Genomic DNA, 18,214 nt, shown 5'->3' with positions numbered 1-18,214 from the left:
CTCACCGCCGTGCACGCCGATACGCCGCCGGCGATTCGCCCATGCGCTTGCGGAAGTGCTGCGTGAAGCTGCTCGCGTCCACAAAGCCGCACTGCTGCGCCACCTCGCTGGCGGTCAGGGTCGTTCGCTCCAGCAGACGCACCGCCGCCAGCACCCGCGTCTTGATCAAAAACTCCTGCGGCGTGATGCCAAACGCGCTCTGAAACCGGCGCTGAAGCTGCCGCAATGACTGCCCGCAGGATTTCGCCACGTCTTCGATCAGGAGCGGTCTGGCGTAATCATGGCGTATGATCTCCACCGCCTGTGCCACGGTTTGAAACACCGGCAGCCTGCGCTCCGCTTCGTCCGGACGCCTCAGCGTGCCCATCACCCCCTGCACCCGGCGTTTGGCATCAAAAAGCGGAAGTTTCGTCACCAGAAACCAGTCGGGGATGCCCTGGGAGTCCCACCAGAGCTCAACCCGTTCGATCACGTCCGCTTTGCCCGCAAGAAGACGCTTGTCATCATCCACATAGGCCTGCGCCATGGTGTCGGGATTCAGGTCAAAGTCCGTGCGCCCGATGATCTCCGAGTCATCCGGCATCTGGTAGCGCTGCATCAGCCCCTCGCTGGCAAACATGAGATGCCCCGCCTTGTTCTTGGCAAAGAAGTAAACCCCTGGGATGTGGTCAAACAGCCGCTGAAACAGCAGCGTCGGCTCCAGCGCGGCCATCCATGCCGCACGCTGCCTCCGCCAGCGCGCTATTTCCGCCGCCGGGCGCTTGGGGCGCACGCGGGGCTTGAGGGGTGTCGCATTTCGCATCATCTTTGTCGTGACGACGATGCATGGTTCTGCGTTAGTCTGCAACCTACCAACCGCCCATGAAACCCATCGTCCAAATTTCCCTCGACCTCACCAACATCGACGAAGCGCTCGAAACTGCCGCGCTGGCCATGCGTGCCGGAGTGGACTGGCTGGAGGCCGGTACGCCGCTGATCCTCGCCGAAGGTCTGCACGGTGTCCGCGCCCTGCGCAAGGCTTTCCCGAATACCCCGATCGTGGCCGACCTCAAGACGATGGATGGCGGCTACCTGGAAGCCGAGATGATGGCCAAGGCCGGTGCCACCCACGTCGTGGTCATGGCCCGTGCGCATGCGGAAACCGTGAAATGCGTGGTAAACGCTGGAAAAGACTTCGGCTGCAAGGTCATGGGCGACAACATGATCTCCGAGGACATGGTCGCCGGAGCCAAATGGCTGGAGGATCTGGGCTGCGACTACGTGATTCATCACATTGGCTACGACGAGCGCCGCGGCATCGCCGCCGCCGGCAAGCGCATGCCCAGCCCGCTGGACCAGCTTCGTGAAGTCGTGAATGCCGTCAAAGTGCCCGTGCAGGCCGTGGGCGGACTCAGCCTGGAGCAGGCCATCCAGTGCCCGAAATACGGCGCTCCGCTGGTGGTGCTGGGTGCTCCGCTGACCATTGATGCTGACGCGTTTAAAACGGCGGACGGCAATCTCGAAGCTTCGCTGCGCATGATTTGCGAGGCCGTGCACGCTCAGGACGTTCCTGCTTTCTAATTCCATCTCTTTCCCAACCCATGAAATCCGCCGCCGTCGTCAATTACGCGCCTGAAAAAGGCTCCGTCGAAGTCCGTGAAATCGAAACGCCAACCATCGGCAGCGAGGACGTGCTCCTCGAAGTGGCCAATGTGGGCGTTTGTGGCTCCGATCTCCACCAGTGGACCGCCGACCACTCCTGGCCGGTGAACTACCCCGTTGTGCTCGGCCATGAGTTTGGCGGACGCATTGTGGAAGTGGGCAAGGAAGTGGAAGGCTGGAAAGTGGGCGACCGCGTGGTTTCCGAAACCGCCGCCATCATCAGCCCGAACAACCCGATGACCAAGCGCGGGCTCTACAACCTGGACCCCACCCGCAAAGGCTTCGGCTACGGCGTGAATGGCGCCATGACGAAGTATGTGCGCGTGCCCAGCCGCATCCTGCACCATGTGCCGGACCAGCTTCCCTTTGAGCAGGCGTGCCTCACCGAACCCTGCTGCGTGGCCTACAGCGCCGTGGTGAAAAACGCCCGCATCGAGCCCGGCGACCGCGTGGTCGTTCTCGGCCCAGGCACCATCGGCATTCTCTGCGCTGCCATGGCACGCCTCTGCGGTGCCCAGGTGGCCATCGTCGGCCTTCCGCAGGATGCGCATCGCCTGGAAATCGCCAAGCAGTATGGCTGCGAAGTCATCATCGGCGATGCCAAGCCCTGGGCCGCCGCCCGCGACGGCCTGGGCTGCGACGGCGTGATCGACGCTGCAGGAGCGAGCATCACGCTGAAAATCGCGCTCGACATCGTGCGCCCGGCCGGATGGATCAGCAAGGTGGGCTGGGGTCCGCAGCCTCTGGGCTTCAACCTCGACCCGCTGGTGCAGAAGAACATCACCCTGCAGGGCAGCTTCAGCCACAACTGGCCCATCTGGGAACGCGTCATCGCCCTGCTGAGCAGCGGCCAGTTTGATGTGAAGCCGATCATCGGCGGTGTCTGGCCCGTGACCGAATGGCACGAAGCCTTTGAGAAGATGCACAAGGGCGAAGTGGTGAAGAGCGTGCTACGTCCGGTGTAATCACCCCCCTTCAATCTCATGAGCATTCGACTCCTGACAGTTTTGGTGCTGTCCGTCTGTGGCTGCGTAGTCTCGGCTCAGGCACAGACGCCCAAGCCCTCGGTTTGGATCAGTCCGCCGGGGCAGGACAAGTGCCTGGCATTCCGGCAGCTTTTTGAGCAGCCGGACGCATGGAAGGAAACGAGGGCGCATACGGATGTCCTGTTCATCACAGACCTGAACCTACAGCGCCACTTCAGAGACGACGAGCTGCGCAAGTGGTTCGGCATGATGAAGGAGTGGAAGCTGCGGCTGGCGATGGAGGTCGGCGCAGTCAAGCCCTGGGGCAAGACTGGCGAAGCGTGCTTCAACGCCGAGCGCAAAAACTGGGAGCGGCTGCAGAGCCTGGGCGCGAATTTGTATGCCATCGCCATGGATGAGCCGCTGGTCTGCGCCCGGGAGCAGATTCATGAAAGCGATGAGTATGCGATGAAGGAGACCGCCAATTATATCGCGCTGGTGCGCCAGCATTTCCCGGATGTGCTCATTGGCGACATCGAGGCCTACCCGTCTGCCACCGTCGAGGAACACAAAAAGTGGATCGAAGGGCTGCAGCAGCAGCTTGCCGAGAAGAAGGTGCGTGGACTGGACTTTTACCGGCTGGATGTGGACTGGCTGCGCTTTAACGTGCAGCAGAAGGGCTCGTGGAAAGAGGTGCGGCAGCTTGAGCTTTACTGCCGCCAGAAAAAGCTGCCCTTCTCACTGATCTACTGGGCCTCGGGCTATCCCGGCATGCTGAAGCGCGGGCTGGCAGACGACAGCACCTGGTACACCTCCATCATGCAGCAGGGCTACGACTACGCTGCGGTGGACGGCAGGCCGGACCAGATGGTGATCGAGAGCTGGGTGAGCGCGCCTTCCAAGTGCCTGCCTGAAACCGGCGAATGGACCTTCACGCGCTCGGTTTTGGACTTTGCGAAGAAGTTCGTGAAATAGCTTGTGTGATGGGAGGCGGCCTGCCGTACTTGCCTCTCTCATTCCACACCCGCCATGAAATCCCTTCTTTGCCTCGCCCTGCTCTCCACGGCAGCTTTTGCCGCTGATTATCCGCGCGTCATTTTCTCCGACGATTTTAACGCCGACGGCTTCGGCAAGGCCTGGGGGCACTACAAGAGCTCCAGTGTGGTCAAAGGTGGCGTCCTGGTGGGTATCACCGCGCCGGAGTCGGATCATGCGGCGGTGGATGTGATCCGGATCGCCCCAGAGACAGATCTGGAAGTGTCGGTGAAGTTCCAGTTCGTCAGCGATCAGGCCAAGGGCTTCAACATCTGGCTGGATGACAAGGACTACAAAGGCTCGCACGCAGGGCACATCTGCAGCATCTCGGTGAATCCGAAGGCAGTCGTGGTGGCCGATGCCAAAGCCGGCACCTTCAGCAACGACATTTATGAACGCAAGAAGGCGGTTCCGCCTACGCTCACCGCCGAGGACAAGGCCAACATGCTCAAGTGGACAAAGTCTGTGCCCACCACGGTATCACTCAAAGAATGGCACACACTGACCGTGCGCACCCAAGGCGACGTGGTCGAAACCAGCATCGACGGCAAGGTCGTCAGCACTTTCCAGTCCCCTGGCGTGGCGCATGATCACAAAACGGTCGTGAGCCTCACCACCAACCGTGTTGACGTGATTTACGACGACTTCAGCATCAAGGGCGTGGCGAAGTAAGCGGACTCACCAGTTTTTGACCCACCTGGCACCGAGGCTGGCATTGGCCTCGGTGTCTTTGGATTTGGCCATGATGTTTTTCTCGTCCTCCGCATAGGACCAGAGGTCGTAGCTGGAATTGATGGTGTTTTTCTTTTCGCTGTCGGCTTTGATGTACTGAAACGGGTGACCAAAGGCATCGACGAGAAAGTAGCTGCCGCCCACCTTGCGCCGCATGCCCTCCGGCCAATCCTGCATGACGACATTCCTGATTTCCTCCGGGCCGACTTTTCCGTCCGATGAATTGTTCCCAATTCCCTTGATGGCGTCGCTGCCGTCTCCTGTCAGCGCCTGATACAGGCATCTGGCGGCGCCGATCCGATAGACTTTTCCGGGCATGAGCTCAGCCGTTTCCTCGGTGTTCACAGGTTCGGGATATTCGCCATATTGCGTCTGATAGCGCTCCAAGGCGGCCTCGATCGCCTGCCTGGTGCTTTGCGTGATCTGTCGTTTGGAAGATCCGCCATTTCCGCTGCCGATCACCAAGGCCGCCAGGAGGGCAATGATGCTGATGACGACGAGCAGTTCGACCAACGTGAAACCACGGCTGAGACGGGCGATTTTCATGGTGAAATTATATCCTGAAGGCCGGTATTTCCCCAAGCACAAAAATGCTGACGCATTTCGCACAGACTTTGTCGTGGAAGTGCCAGGCATGCCTCCGTTATGCTCACAGCCATGAATCCCAGCCCAACCAGCAGCGATCAACGCACACGGCGCTCCTTTGTGAAGGCGTCTGCCGCCGCGGCGATGACGCCCATTGCATCCACGCTGGCCGCAGATCAGGTGATGACCAAGGCGCCGATGCGCGAGATCGAGACGGACGTGCTGGTGTGCGGCGGCGGCTGCGCAGGCACGGCGGCGGCGCTAAGAGCGGCACGCAATGGCGCGAAGACGCTGCTGGTGGAAAAGGCCCCCTTTGCCGGCGGCATCATCACCAGCGTGGGCCTGCCGTATTTTGACGGTATTTCGGACATCAAGACGCACCGCGTGGTGGTGCGTGGCATCGCGCTGGAACTGCTGGCGAAGACAGGCGTGTGCAAGGCGGACGCGAAGGAAATCAAGCCGCACAACCCCACGATCCCGAACACCTTTGAGTTCAAGGTGCTGCTGGACCGCGAGCTGCAGGCCTGCGGTGACAGGCTGACCGTGCTTTTCAATTCCTTCGCCTGCGATGCGGAGTCGTCCAATGGACGCATCACCTCGGTGGTGGTCGCCAACAAGGACGGGCTGGTCCGCATCAAGCCCAAGGTGGTGATCGACTGCACCGGAGACGCCGATGTGGCCGCCTGGGCAGGCGCACCGACCGAACAGAGCGCCGAGGTGCAGCCTCTGACGCTGCATTTCCGCATCGGCAAAGTGCAGAAGGCGCCGGACATCGGCAAACTCTGCCGTGCTGCGCTGGTGAAAGCGCAGGAGCTTGGCGAGCTGCCGCATTTCTACGGCCCGGGAGTGATGTTCATGTATGCCAATGATGAGATCTACATCCACGGTGTGCGCGTGCCAGCCAACCCGACCGATGCCGCCGACCTGAGCCGCGCTGAGATGCAGGGGCGTGCCGATGCGCTGGCCATGCACCGTGCATGGAAGCGCGACATCCCTGCCTTTGCGGATTCCTATTTCCTCGAAGCGTATCCGTGGATCGGTGTGCGTGAGTCGCGCCGCCTGATCGGCCAGCATGTGCTGAATGAGAAGGAGGTGATGCAGGGCCGCCGGTTTGACGACGCGATCGCCACCGGCTGCTGGTATCTGGATCTGCACCCGAACAAAACCGTGGTGGGCAGTGCGAATGACTTCAATCCTGAGAAAGTGCAGCCCGGGCCTTATGACATCCCTTATCGCTCGCTAGTGCCGCAGAAGATCGAGAATCTCCTCGTGGCAGGCCGCTGCCACAGCGCCACGCGTGGCGCGCACGCGTCCACCCGCGTGACCGTGACCGCCATGGCCCTGGGAGAGGCGGCGGGATGTGCGGCCGCCATGAGTTTGACCGAGAAATCCGCCGTTGCCTCGCTAAATGGCCAGCGCGTGCGTGAAGCGCTCGCCCGGCAGAATGCCGGACCTTTTACTGATTCCTAAACTATGTCCCGTCTTCAAAACAAAGTCATCATCGTCACCGGCAGTGTCACTGGCATCGGCAAGGCCATCGCCAAACGCTGCGTCGCAGAAGGAGCCAAGGTCATCATCCACGGCCTGGAGCAGGATCTGGGAGAGCAGACCGTGGCCGAACTCGGCGCGGAAAATGCCGCACTCGTGATCAAGGATCTGGCGGACGAGGCGGCCCCGCAGCTTCTGGTAGATGCCGCGCTGAAGGCCTTTGGCAAACTGGATGCGGTGGTGAACAACGCCGCGCAGGTAGGCACGGGCAACATCCAGACCACGGACGGCGCGTGGTTCCGCCGCATGCTGGAGATCAACTGTGTGGTCCCCTACCTGATCACCCGTGCCGCATTGCCGCATCTGAGCGCAACGCATGGCAGCATCATCAACATCGGCAGCGTGAACGCCTACAGCGGCGAGCCCAACCTGATGCCCTACAGCGTGAGCAAAGGCGCGCTGATGACCCTGACCCGCAACCTGGGCGACACGCTGATGCGTGAAAACGGCGTGCGCGTGAACCAGATCAATCCCGGCTGGGTGCTGACGGAAAACGAAGCCAAGCGCAAACGCGAGCACGGCCTGCGCGAGGACTGGTATGCCGACCTGCCCAAGGTGTACGCCCCCGCCGGACGCATCCTCTGGCCCGACGAGATCGCCGCCTGCGCCGCGTGGCTGCTGGCCGACGAGTGCGGCCCGGTCAGCGGCCAGGTCTTTGACCTGGAGCAGCATCCCTTCATCGGCCGCAATCCGCCGAAAGACGCCTCCACCATTCCTTCCAAATAACACCCACCATGCCCAAGCTCGCCGCCTTCCCCAAAGCCTTCATGCAGGCCCTCTGCAAAGAAGGAACCATGACCGTCTCCGAATGGATCCAGCTCGCCTCCAAGCTCGATGTTCAGGGCCTGGAATGGTACGCCGGTTTCCTTGAAATGGCCGATGAGAAAAACTGGCCGCGCTTCCGCAAGGAAGTCGAGGACACCGGCAAGGTGATCCCGATGATGTGCTGCTCGCCCGATTTCACGCACCCGGACGCCGCCTTCCGCGAGAAGGAGATCGCCAAGCAGAAGCGCTGGATCGACATGACGCACACGCTCGGTGGCTCCTACTGCCGCGTGCTCAGCGGTCAGCGCCGCCCGGAGCTGAGCATTGATGAAGGTGTCAAACTCGCTGCTGAATCGATCTACGCCTGCCTGCCTTATGCGCAGGAGCGGGGCATCACGCTGATCATTGAGAACCACTACAAGGATGACTTCTGGGAGTATCCCGAATTCGCGCAGAAGATGGACGTCTTCTGCAAGCTGGTGGATGCGGTGAACCATCCGAACTTCGGGGTGAACTACGATCCTTCGAACACCTACCTCGCGGGCGAGGATCCGATTGAGCTGCTGAAGCGTGTGTCTCATCGCGTGGTGACCATGCACGCCAGCGACCGTTACCTTGCCGAAGGCACCATCGAAGACCTGCGAAAAGAAGAAGGCGGCGCGCTCGGCTATGCGAAGCGCCTGCGCCATGGCGAGATCGGCAAAGGACTCAATGATTATGACGCCATCTTCACCGAGCTGAAGAGCAAAGGCTTCAACGGCTGGATCAGCATCGAAGACGGTGTGGATGGCATGGAGCAGCTCGCGCGCAGCGTGGAGTTCCTGAAAAAGAAGATCGCCCTCCACTGGCCGCAGTAGTCCCTCCGCCACATCACCCTTTTGTTTATGAAAACAAACCCAACCCATCACCTGGGAGGCCTCTCCCTGCTCATCTCACTCTGGCTGACCGCGGCCGCACTCGGCGCGGACAAGCCCCTCCCCGCCTGCAACCGCCTGCGATTCGAGCCTCTTCCCGGAACGGAGCAGGCCATGGTGGGAGCGAAGCTCGAAGGCTCCAACAGTTCGCGCACGGAAGGTTATGTCACTCTGGCGACGGTCAAAGATGCCCCTGCCGCCAAGGCCTGGACCGAGGTGAAGTTTGACAACGCGAAGCTCTACCGCTGGGTGCGTCTTTCCATGCCTGCGGGTGCGACGGTGAAGATGGGAAAGGTGGAGGTCTATGCGGGAGACCAGCTTCTCGCAGGCAACGAAAACAGGGGTGCTATTTTCACCCCTTTCATTGAAGGCAAGGATGCGGTGAATGAAAGCGCGATCGGCTTTGACCTGTTTGCCACCGCCACGCCAGGCCGTCCTGGGTTTACACCAGCGGGGAGCGATCTGGACCAGCCCGCGGATGTGAAGCTAAGCGGACCGCGTGACGCCGTGATCCGCTACACCCTGGATGGCAGCACGCCCACGGCCGAGCATGGAGAGACATACACCAAGCCGATCCATGTGGAGAAGAACACCACGATCACAGCGGTCACGATCGATCCCAACCGCGCAGCGCCGAGCCTGGCGGTGCCGGTGACGTATCTGCTGAAGGGGCAGACAAAGCCGGGGCTCTTCACCGCTCATGTGGGCAACAGCCTCACCGGCACCTGCGGGGGCTTCTGGCGCTATGCGCGCACGGCGGGCTATGCGCACCATCAGGAATCGTTCCTGCGCCCCGGTGCGCTGACACGCGAGAACTGGGCCGTGGCGACGGGTGACTACAAAAATGACAAGCTGGCGAATGCCAAGGAGACGCAGGCGCTGAAACGCGGCACCGCAAGCTGGGACGACTACTGGAGCAAGATTGGCAAGGTGGATCTCATCACCCTTCAGCCGCGCGATTTCGATCTGGACAAGGAGATCGCCGCCGAGATCAGCTTCATCCGCAAATTCCGCGAGAAGTCGCCGGAGCTGCAACCGTGGCTTTACTGCGAGTGGGTGGAAATGAAGCGCGCGCGCCCGAGCGACCAGGGCGCCGTGCCGAGCTACCAGATGAAGAAGACCTTCCCCGCGCTGACCTGGGAGGAATCCATGAGCGCCATGCTGCTCTATGTGGAGGAACTGCAGCACCGGCTGAACCCGCAGATCGCAGATGGCAAACCGGCGCGCATCATCCCCAGCGCACTGGCCATGGGCTGGATTAAAAACATGATTGATCACAATCAGGTTCCCGGCGTAAAGCCTGGCTCGTTCTATCCGCTGCTCTTCAATGACCAGGTGCATCCTGCTAGCGGGCCGATCCATAATTCGGCGAACGGTGCGTATCTGGTGGATCTCACCTGGTATTCCGCTTTTTACCGTGAAGCGCCGGAGGGCAAAACGCTTCCTATTGAAACCACTTTCAAGCCGGAGCAGGCCAGGATCATCGAACGCCTCGCCTGGGATGTGGTGAAGAACTACCCCGACTGCGGCCTGTATGAAGAAGGAAAGGAGCCCTGCGGCAAACCGGAATTCAGCAACGACGGCAAGATCATCACGCTCAAATCTTCCACGTCCGGCGCCTGGTTCCGCTACACGCTCGATGGCACCAGACCCACACGTACGCGTGGCTATGTGTACTGCGGTGCGATCAGCGTGCAGCCTGGCATCAAGGTGCAGGCGGTCGCGTACAAAAGCGGCATGGCAGACAGCGAACCCGTGGAGATGCAATGATGAACACACGCCATGTGAGACACCTTCTGGTGGCGGCGGCTTTGGCGTGGCAATGCGCAGCGGCTGAGCCTGCCGCATTGCCGGTCAACCGCGTCCGCTATTTCCCTGCAGCGGGAATGGAACAGGCGATGGCCGGTGGGAAGATCAGCGGTTCCAATGTCTCCGACCGCGAAGGCTTCGAACCGATTGCCACCATCGCCACCGCACCCTTGGCAGGTCAGTGGAGTGAGGTCACTTTTTCAAACACGAGGCTCTACCGCTGGGTCCGCTACGAAGCGCCGCCGGGATCTCACGGCGAAGTGGCGGAGCTGGAGTTTTACTCTGGCCAGCGGCTGCTGCTGGGGAAGACCTTCGGCTCCTTCGGCTGGAAGGGATTGCACAACTGGCCACGCGCCTTTGACAAGAAAACCGACACCTATTTCGACTCGGACATCGCCGACGGACAATTTGTGGGCGTGGATGTTGGCGAGCTGGCCACGGCTCAAACGCCACGAATGGATCCACCAGCGAACGCGGTGAAGACCAGCGGTCCGCTTGACCTCAAACTAAGCTGCAACACACCCGGCGCTGTGATCCGCTATGCGTTTGATGGCACACCGGGGCCTGACAGCGGGCTCGTCTACGACAAGCCGATCCACCTGGACCGGCTTTCCACGGTCTTTGCAGTGGCATTCAAAGAAGGCCTGCCCCCGAGCCCCGTGGCCAGCGGCACCTATGCAGCGGGCATCGCCGCAAAGGCCGGCTTTCATTCCATGCATGTGGGCAACAGCCTTACCGCCTCGCTGCTGCCCTTTCCCAATTACGCCCGTGCTGCCGGCCGGACACACGACTTCCACTCCTGGCTGAAAGACGGCGGCAACACCACAGCCATCTGGAACAACACCCAGACCAAAAGCAAGGCCGACTGGGACAAGGAAATCGCCTCGATGCCCGTCATCGATCACTTCTCGGTGCAGCCACGCCTGCCGGGCTTCACGGATGCCGATCTCGCCAATGAGGCCAACCATGACGCGCTGTTTTTCGAGCTCATTCGCACCAAGTCACCGCAGGTGCAGCCGTGGATTTATTCCGAGTGGCCTTCGCGCAGGCCGGGGTTCAACGGGTGGGTGCCGCCCTTCACCACCTATGAAGAAGCCTGTGCTGCTTTGATGATGAGCACCGAGACCATCCAAACCAAAGTCTCCGAAATCAGCAAAGCAGGCAAACGCGTGCGCATTTTGCCCTGCACACTCGCCGTGGTGCATCTCAAGAACCGGCTGGAGCAGGGACTGATCCCTGGCCTCGCTGCACGCGATTTCGATCCCATCATGTTTTACGACAACGTCCACCCCGGCGATGCCGGCCGCTACCTGCTGTGCATGGTCTGGTATGCTGCCTTCTACGGGGAGTCTCCGGTTGGGAAGATGCCGCCTGTGAATGCCAGCCTCACCGCGGAGCAGGCCGCCGCCTTGCAGCAGCTCGCCTGGGACGTGGTGAAAAATTACCCTGACTGCGGCCTGTATGAAGATGGCAAGAACGAATGCGCCAGCCCACAGTTTGGCAGCGACGGCAAAACCCTCACGCTTTCTTCGTCCACACCCGGCACGTGGTTTCGCTACACACTCGACGGCTCCACCCCGACACGCACGCATGGTTACATCTACTGCGGCAAAATCACTCCGCAGCCGGGCATTCAGATCAAGGCCATCGCCTACAAAAGCGGCATGGCGGACAGCGCCGTCACCTCTCCATAAAACTCCACCCCCATGAAGATCCCCGCATTTATCAGCCTTCTCGCATTCGCAACGCTTTCACATGCGGAGAGCCCTCTCCGGCCTGTGCTGCAGTCTCTGGTGGACGGGCACATCGCTCCCGGCGTGGTCACGCTGGTCGCCAGCAAAGACAAGGTGCTCGACCTTGAGGCCGCTGGCTGCGCCAGCCTCATCAACAAGACCCCCATGCGCAAAGATGCAGTTTTTTGGATCGCCTCCATGAGCAAGTCTCTCACAGGCGCCGCCCTGATGATGCTCGTGGACGAGGGCAAGGTGAGCCTGGATGATCCGGTGGAAAAGTTTCTCCCCGAATTCAAAGGGCAGCAGGTGAAGGCTGCCGATGGCTCGCTGCATCCACCGAAGCACCCGATCACCGTGCGCGAAGTGATGTGCCACACCAGCGGACTTGTGCTGGCGAATGAGAAAGGGCTGAAGCAGACCCAGTCCCTGCAGGAAAACGTGGGGCTCTATGCCAGATACCCTCTGCGCCAGGAGCCGGGCACCAAGTACGAATACAACAACTGCGGCATCAACACCGGAGGCCGCATCATCGAAGTCATCAGTGGCATGGGCTACTCTGACTTCATGCAGAAGCGCTTGTTTGATCCGCTCAGCATGAAGGACACCACCTTCTGGCCGAATAAAGAGCAGGCGTCCCGCCTCGCGCACACCGCGCGCTTCACAGCTGACAAAAAAGGCCTGGAAGAGATCAAGCAGGACAAGGATGTGGAGCAGCGCATCATCGACAAATGGAGCGAAGGCGTGCATGTGCCGCGTGCCATCACCGCAGACATGGGAGCGGGCATCGCCTTCAATTACGCCAAACACTATGGCGAACCCGCCGGGGGATTCTTTTCCACCGCGTCTGATGTGGGAACCTTTTGCCGCATGCTGCTCAGCGGGGGCTCTCTGAATGGCACGCGCTTTCTCTCTGAGCATGCTGTGAAGCAATTGTCTTCCATTCAGACGGGCGACACCCCGGTGAGCCCTGATTCGGCTTATGGCGTTGGTTTTTCCATCAAGCTCAAGGATGACGAAGGCCCCAGTGTCGGCAGCTTCGGCCACCGCGGCGCACGCCGCACCGCCATGTGGATCGACCCAAAAAACGGGCTGGCCATGGTGATTCTCGTCGAGCGTTTCGACATGACCGGCGAGGAGCAGAAAATCATGTACGGCGGCTTCATGAAGGCGGCGGTGGCGGCCTTTGGCAAAGCTGAAAAGAATCGCCCCTGACGACGTTGCCCTGGGATCCACCATGAAACTGCTGCTCATCCTAGGTCTCTCCGTTTTGCTTCTTCCGCAGTTCTTGCAGGCGGAGGGCAGGCGCCCCAACATCCTCTTCATCCTCGTGGATGACATGGGCTGGAGCGATCTGGGCTGCTATGGCGCGGATTTGCACGAGACGCCACGCATCGACCAGCTTGCAGCCGAATCGGTGCGCTTTACCAACGCCTATGCCATGTCGGTGTGCTCGCCCACGCGCTCGACCCTGATGACGGGCAAGCATGCAGCGCGGCTGCATTTCACCATCTGGTCTGAAGGCGCGCAGGAGGGCGGTCCCAAAAACCGCAAACTGCGCGATGCGCCGGCCATCTGGAACCTGCCGCGCTCGGAGACCACGATTGCGAAGCATCTGCACGACGCCGGCTATCTCACTGCTCTGGTGGGCAAATGGCATCTGGGCGACTGGCAGCATTACCCGGAAGCCCATGGCTTCGACATCAACATCGGTGGCACGAACTGGGGCGCACCGCAGACTTTCTGGTGGCCCTACAGCGGCAGCGGACGTTTCGGAAGCGAATTCCGCTATGTGCCGCACCTGGAGTTTGGCAAGCCGGGCGAATACTTGACCGACCGCCTCACGGATGAAGCGATCAAAGTGATGGACCGCGCGGGTGAGCAGCCGTTTTTTATCTACCTCGCCCATCATTCGGTGCACACACCCATCGAGGCCAAGGAGGCCGATGTGAAGCACTTTGATGAAAAGCTGCGCGAGGGCATGAACCACAAGCACGGGGTCTATGCCGCGATGAACAAGAACCTCGACGACAATGTGGGGCGTGTGCTGGATCATCTGAAGAAGAGCGGTCTTGATAAGAACACCCTCGTCATCTTCGCCAGTGATAACGGCGGCTACATCGGCTCTGACAAAGCCGGCGGGCGCGACATGCCGGTGACGAGCAATGCACCGCTGCGTTCCGGAAAAGGATCGCTCTATGAGGGCGGCATTCGCATCCCACTGATCATCCGCTGGCCAGGGATCACGAAGGCCGGCGTGTGTGACGAACCCGTGGTCACCATGGACCTCTTCAACACGCTGCTGGGCGCCGCCGGCCTGCCGCCTGAAAAAAACGATGGTCTTGATCTTTCCCCTCTGCTGAAGCAGCCCGCGACAAAGCTGGGCCGCGAGGCATTGTATTTCCATTACCCGCATTATTACCATACCACCACGCCGGTGAGCGCCATGCGTACCGGCGACTGGAAGCTGCTGGAGTTTTTTGAAGACCAGCATCTGGAGCTCTACGACCTGCGTAATGACCCCGGCGAGCAGCGCGACATGGCGAAGCAGATGCCCGAAAAGGCCGGTGCCCTGCGCGATCAGCTTCATGCCTGGCGCGCAGCGGTCAACGCTGCGGAGCCGGTGCCCAATCCCGACTTCAAACCCGGCAAAGGAAAGGCCAGACCATGAAACCCACCACCACCCGCCGTCATTTTCTTCGCAGCACCGGCACCGTCGTTGCGCTGCCTGCGCTGGAGTCCCTGGGATTTCGCGCCTTTGCCGCTCCAGCACCTGCGGCACGCCCGAAGCGCGCGATCTTTCTCGGCTTTGGCTGGGGCGTGACAGAGGAAACGTGGATGCCGGATGCCAAAACGACGGGCCCTAGTTACACCCTGCCGCCGGGCCTGGCGCCGCTGGCGCGGCATCAGAAGGACATCACCATCGTGCAGGGACTCTCCAACAAATTTGCCAATGAAGCGCACTGGGGCAGCACCTTCTGGCTCACCGGAGCCAACCGATATGCGGAGCCGGGCCAGAGTTTTCACAACAGCATCTCCGCGGACCAGGTGATCGCCGCCGGGCTCGGCAAAAACACGCGTTTTTCCTCGATCCAACTCAGCAGCCCGGACGGTGTGGCCAATGGCCATGGGCCCGGCCTGTCGCTGGCCAGGGATGCCCGCGGCAAGCCGGTGGCAGGAATTGACAGTCCGCTGCTGGCCTACCACCGCATGTTTTCGGATGAGACCATGCCGCTCGCGAAGCGGCAGGCTTTGCTGGCGCAGCAGCGCAGCGTGCTTGATGCGCTGATGACGGACGCAAAGCGTGTGAAACGCGGTCTCAATCAAACCGACAACGACAAGCTGGACGAGTATTTCCAGGGCATCCGCGACATCGAGACCCGGCTCTCAAAGGATGAGCAATGGCTGGGCGTGCCCAAGGCAAAAGTGCCGCTGGATGAACCCAAGCCGGGCCTGTCCGGACGCGATGAGATCCAGCCCACCTTTCACACCAAATGAGAAGCCAAATGCGCAAAAGACTCCGCCCTTCGCTGCATCAGTTCATGATCTGCGTGCTCACCTTCGCAGTGTGCCTGACAGTACGCGCCGCAGAAGTTCCCTCAAAGCCCAACATCTTGTGGATCATTGCCGAGGACGCCTGCAGAGACTTCGGCTGCTACGGTCTCGATGCGGCGCGCACGCCGAACATCGATCATCTTGCCTCCGAGTCCTGCCTGTATCGGAATGCCTTCGCCACAGGTCCGGTGTGCTCCGCCTCGCGCTCTGCTTTCATGACGGGTCTCTACCAGACGCGCATCGGAGCGCACAATCACCGCAGCCACCGGACGAAGGAGTTCACGCGGCCCGCAGGGGTGAGACTGATCACCGAGCGACTGCGTGAGGCAGGCTACTTCACCGCGAATGTGCGCACACTGCCACCGGAACTCGGCTTCAATGGTGCGGGCAAAACCGACTGGAATTTTTTTGAAAACGGCAAGGCTTTTGACAGTGCGAAGTGGAGCGATTTGAAGACGCGCCAGCCATTTTATGCGCAGGTAAATCTTCACGAGACTCACCGCCCCTACTACCGCGCGGCCAAGGACCCGACCGATCCCGCCAAGGTGGATCTCCCGCCTTATCTCGCCGATGACCCGATCATCCGCGCCGACTGGGCCGCTTATCTCGACGAAGTGGCGGTGCTGGACGAAAGAGTCGGCGCGCTGCTGCGCCTGATCGACAGCGAAGGCATGCGGGAAAACACGGTGGTGTTCTTTTTCTCCGATCACGGACGAGAAGATTTTCGGGGCAAATATTTCCCTTTCGAGCAGGGGTTTGAAGTACCGCTCATGGTGCGCTGGCCTGCCCTGCTGAAGCCTGGGAGCCACAATGACGACCTGGTGTCTCTTCTCGATGTACATGCCACTTCGCTATCCCTGGCAGGGGTGAATGCCACGGGCCTTGATGGAGCTCCCTTTTTTGGACCGGGGGCAAAGAAGCGCGCGTTTATCTTCGGCGCCCGCGACCGCATTGATGACACGCCTGACCGTGTGCGCACCGTGCGTGATGCGCGTTTCAAACTCGTCCGCAATTACGAGCCACAGCGCCCCTACCTGCAGCGCATGGCCTACGCAGAGCTGACGAATCCGACCTACAATCGCATGCGCCAGCTTTTTGCCGAAGGAAAGCTCAACGCCGACCAGGCCAGATTCATGGCCTCCGAACGCCCTGCCGAAGAGCTCTACGACCTTCAAAACGATCCCTTCGAACTGCACAACCTCGCCGCTGACCCTGCGCAAAACAACACACTGGTGCGGCTGCGCCAGCAGCTCGATGCCTGGATCTCCGACACGAATGACCAAGGGGCCGTTCCCGAGGATCCCAAGACCGCGGCAGAGGATCTGAAGCGCAATGAAAAGACCGACGAAAAGCTGCGCGCAGAATTCGGCCTCGGCCCCAATGAGGTACTGCTGAAGACCTTCGAACGCCCTGTCAAAACACACTGATATGCGCTTTTTCTCCCGTCTGATTTTTCCAACCCTCCTTTTCGCCCTGTCCGTCCAGGCGGCTGAGCGTGCACCCAACGTGATTCTCATCGTGGCAGATGACCTTGGCTATTCCGATGTCGGAGTGTATGGCGCGAAGGGCTTTGCAACGCCCAACCTGGACAGGCTGGCGCATGAAGGCGTGCGCTTCACAGATTTCCACGTCGCGCAGGCTGTGTGCTCCGCTTCGCGCGCGGCCATCATGACCGGGTGCTACCCCAACCGGGTCGGCATCGAGGGGGCGATGGAGCCTTGGTACAAATTCGGCATTCATGAAAAGGAGCTGACGATGCCCGGGATGATGAAGCAGAAGGGGTATGCCACCGGCATGGTGGGCAAATGGCATCTGGGCACACCCACGGAGTTTCTTCCCACGCATCGCGGCTTTGATGAATGGCTGGGCCTGCCTTACTCGAACGACCAGTGGCCGCTGCATCCGGAAAAGCCCGGCAAATTTCCCCCGCTGCCCCTCTACGATGGTGACAAAGTCATCAACCCCGACGTGAGCCATCGTGACATGGAGAAGCTGACGGAGCAGTACACCGAGCGCGCGGTGAGTTTTATTGAGCGGAACAAAGACCGGCCGTTCTTTCTTTATGTGGCGCACACGATGCCGCACGTCCCACTCGCAGTGAGCGAAAAGTTTCGCGGCACCACCCAGCGCGGCCTCTACGGTGACGCCGTCTCGGAGATCGACTGGAGCACCGGAGAGATCCTCTCCGCCCTGAAGAAGAACGGCCTCGAAGACGACACCCTGATCATGTTCATGTCTGACAATGGTCCCTGGCTGCTCTTCGGCAATCACGGCGGCTCGGCGCAGCCGTACCGCGAGGGCAAAACCACCGCCTGGGAGGGAGGCACGCGTGTGCCTTTCATCGCTCGCTGGCCGGGCCACATTCCTGCCGGCAGCGAATGCAAGGAGATGGCCTGCGCCATCGACCTGCTGCCCACTCTGGCCAACCTCACGGGAGCAAAACTGCCTGAGCACAAAATTGACGGGCAGGACATCTGGCCGCTTTTTGCCGGCACGAAGGATGCCAGAAACCCGCATGAAGCCTATTTCTTTTACGGCGTCCCGTTTGGCGGCTGGACTGGCGCTGAGCTCGAATCCGTGCGCACACGCGAATGGAAGCTCGTGCTGCCGCACAACTACCGTACCCTGGGCGGCCACAAGCCCGGCATGGACGGCTGGCCCGGCGAGTACATGAAACAGCCCGTCACCGAGCCCGAGCTCTACAGCATGGTCAGCGACACGGAAGAGAAGCACAATGTCGCCGCGGAACATCCGGACCTGGTTAAAAAGATGCTGGAACAAGCCGAGCAGTGCCTCGCCGAACTCGGCGACACGACGCTCAATCGGAAGGGTACTGGCGTGCGCGAACCTGGCAGGCTGCCCGAATGATCCTCCTCCCTGCCGGCCTCCGCTTGTGACTTTCTCCACCCTTTCGAACACCGCATTCCTGAGTGAA

General features: G+C 60.8%; 16 protein-coding genes. 14 read left to right on the top strand and 2 right to left on the bottom strand.

Annotated elements, in window-relative coordinates; translation table 11 throughout:
* Position 1: 1 nt before the first annotated feature.
* Positions 2 to 805 carry a helix-turn-helix domain-containing protein gene (locus tag ACILSQ_RS10435; protein ID WP_395743553.1) on the bottom strand — a complete coding sequence of 268 codons (804 nt, stop codon included), beginning with the start codon at positions 803 to 805 and terminating at the stop codon, positions 2 to 4.
* Between the two features lie 56 nt (positions 806 to 861).
* On the opposite strand from ACILSQ_RS10435, the gene ACILSQ_RS10430 reads away from it, so the two are divergent.
* Genes ACILSQ_RS10430 through ACILSQ_RS10415 form a run of 4 tightly spaced genes read left to right on the top strand, consistent with a single transcriptional unit; the run spans position 862 to position 4,313 of the window.
* Entirely contained in the window at positions 862 to 1,560 is a 699-nt protein-coding gene (locus tag ACILSQ_RS10430) for an orotidine 5'-phosphate decarboxylase / HUMPS family protein (protein ID WP_395743552.1), read from the top strand.
* A 20-nt stretch (positions 1,561 to 1,580) separates the two neighbouring features.
* Positions 1,581 to 2,606 carry a zinc-binding dehydrogenase gene (locus ACILSQ_RS10425; protein WP_395743551.1) on the top strand — a complete coding sequence of 342 codons (1,026 nt, stop codon included), beginning with the start codon at positions 1,581 to 1,583 and terminating at the stop codon, positions 2,604 to 2,606.
* Between the two features lie 18 nt (positions 2,607 to 2,624).
* A complete protein-coding gene (locus ACILSQ_RS10420; protein ID WP_395743550.1) occupies positions 2,625 to 3,581 on the top strand; it encodes a hypothetical protein in 957 nt (318 codons plus the stop codon).
* A gap of 54 nt (positions 3,582 to 3,635) precedes the next feature.
* Positions 3,636 to 4,313 carry a hypothetical protein gene (locus tag ACILSQ_RS10415; RefSeq protein ID WP_395743549.1) on the top strand — a complete coding sequence of 226 codons (678 nt, stop codon included), beginning with the start codon at positions 3,636 to 3,638 and terminating at the stop codon, positions 4,311 to 4,313.
* A gap of 6 nt (positions 4,314 to 4,319) precedes the next feature.
* Here the strand turns inward: ACILSQ_RS10415 and ACILSQ_RS10410 are convergent, their stop codons facing one another.
* Positions 4,320 to 4,919 carry a type II secretion system protein gene (locus ACILSQ_RS10410; RefSeq protein ID WP_395743548.1) on the bottom strand — a complete coding sequence of 200 codons (600 nt, stop codon included), beginning with the start codon at positions 4,917 to 4,919 and terminating at the stop codon, positions 4,320 to 4,322.
* A 111-nt stretch (positions 4,920 to 5,030) separates the two neighbouring features.
* On the opposite strand from ACILSQ_RS10410, the gene ACILSQ_RS10405 reads away from it, so the two are divergent.
* From ACILSQ_RS10405 to ACILSQ_RS10360, 10 genes are read left to right on the top strand one after another with little or no spacing between them, the layout of a single operon-like run.
* Positions 5,031 to 6,428: an FAD-dependent oxidoreductase gene (locus ACILSQ_RS10405; protein WP_395743547.1), complete on the top strand. Its 1,398-nt coding sequence runs from the start codon at positions 5,031 to 5,033 to the stop codon at positions 6,426 to 6,428.
* Positions 6,429 to 6,431: 3 nt separating this feature from the next.
* Positions 6,432 to 7,232, top strand: a complete 801-nt coding sequence (locus tag ACILSQ_RS10400) for an SDR family NAD(P)-dependent oxidoreductase (RefSeq protein WP_395743546.1) — start codon at positions 6,432 to 6,434, stop codon at positions 7,230 to 7,232.
* A gap of 8 nt (positions 7,233 to 7,240) precedes the next feature.
* The gene (locus tag ACILSQ_RS10395) at positions 7,241 to 8,128 is read left to right on the top strand and encodes a sugar phosphate isomerase/epimerase family protein (RefSeq protein WP_395743545.1); all 888 of its coding nucleotides are present in this window, start codon (positions 7,241 to 7,243) and stop codon (positions 8,126 to 8,128) included.
* Between the two features lie 27 nt (positions 8,129 to 8,155).
* Positions 8,156 to 9,955, top strand: a complete 1,800-nt coding sequence (locus ACILSQ_RS10390; protein ID WP_395743544.1) for a chitobiase/beta-hexosaminidase C-terminal domain-containing protein — start codon at positions 8,156 to 8,158, stop codon at positions 9,953 to 9,955.
* Positions 9,955 to 11,688, top strand: coding sequence for a chitobiase/beta-hexosaminidase C-terminal domain-containing protein (locus tag ACILSQ_RS10385; RefSeq protein WP_395743543.1), 1,734 nt, complete (start codon positions 9,955 to 9,957; stop codon positions 11,686 to 11,688). The genes ACILSQ_RS10390 and ACILSQ_RS10385 overlap by 1 nt, the downstream gene beginning before the upstream one ends.
* Before the next feature lie 12 nt (positions 11,689 to 11,700).
* The gene (locus ACILSQ_RS10380; RefSeq protein ID WP_395743542.1) at positions 11,701 to 12,939 is read left to right on the top strand and encodes a serine hydrolase domain-containing protein; all 1,239 of its coding nucleotides are present in this window, start codon (positions 11,701 to 11,703) and stop codon (positions 12,937 to 12,939) included.
* A gap of 22 nt (positions 12,940 to 12,961) precedes the next feature.
* Entirely contained in the window at positions 12,962 to 14,395 is a 1,434-nt protein-coding gene (locus ACILSQ_RS10375; protein ID WP_395743541.1) for a sulfatase, read from the top strand.
* On the top strand, positions 14,392 to 15,222 hold the full coding sequence (locus ACILSQ_RS10370) for a DUF1552 domain-containing protein (protein WP_395743540.1): 831 nt from the start codon (positions 14,392 to 14,394) through the stop codon (positions 15,220 to 15,222). Before ACILSQ_RS10375 ends, ACILSQ_RS10370 begins: the two co-directional genes overlap by 4 nt.
* An 8-nt stretch (positions 15,223 to 15,230) precedes the next feature.
* The gene (locus ACILSQ_RS10365) at positions 15,231 to 16,706 is read left to right on the top strand and encodes a sulfatase (protein WP_395743539.1); all 1,476 of its coding nucleotides are present in this window, start codon (positions 15,231 to 15,233) and stop codon (positions 16,704 to 16,706) included.
* 1 nt (position 16,707) lies between these two features.
* Positions 16,708 to 18,147, top strand: a complete 1,440-nt coding sequence (locus tag ACILSQ_RS10360) for a sulfatase (protein ID WP_395743538.1) — start codon at positions 16,708 to 16,710, stop codon at positions 18,145 to 18,147.
* The last annotated feature ends 67 nt before the right edge of the window (positions 18,148 to 18,214 follow it).

The organism is Prosthecobacter sp. (assembly GCF_044227185.1).
In the GTDB taxonomy this organism is placed as follows: Bacteria; Verrucomicrobiota; Verrucomicrobiia; order Verrucomicrobiales; family Verrucomicrobiaceae; genus Prosthecobacter.
Note: the sequence above shows the minus strand (reverse complement) of the source record. Positions and strands in the feature narration are given on the sequence as shown.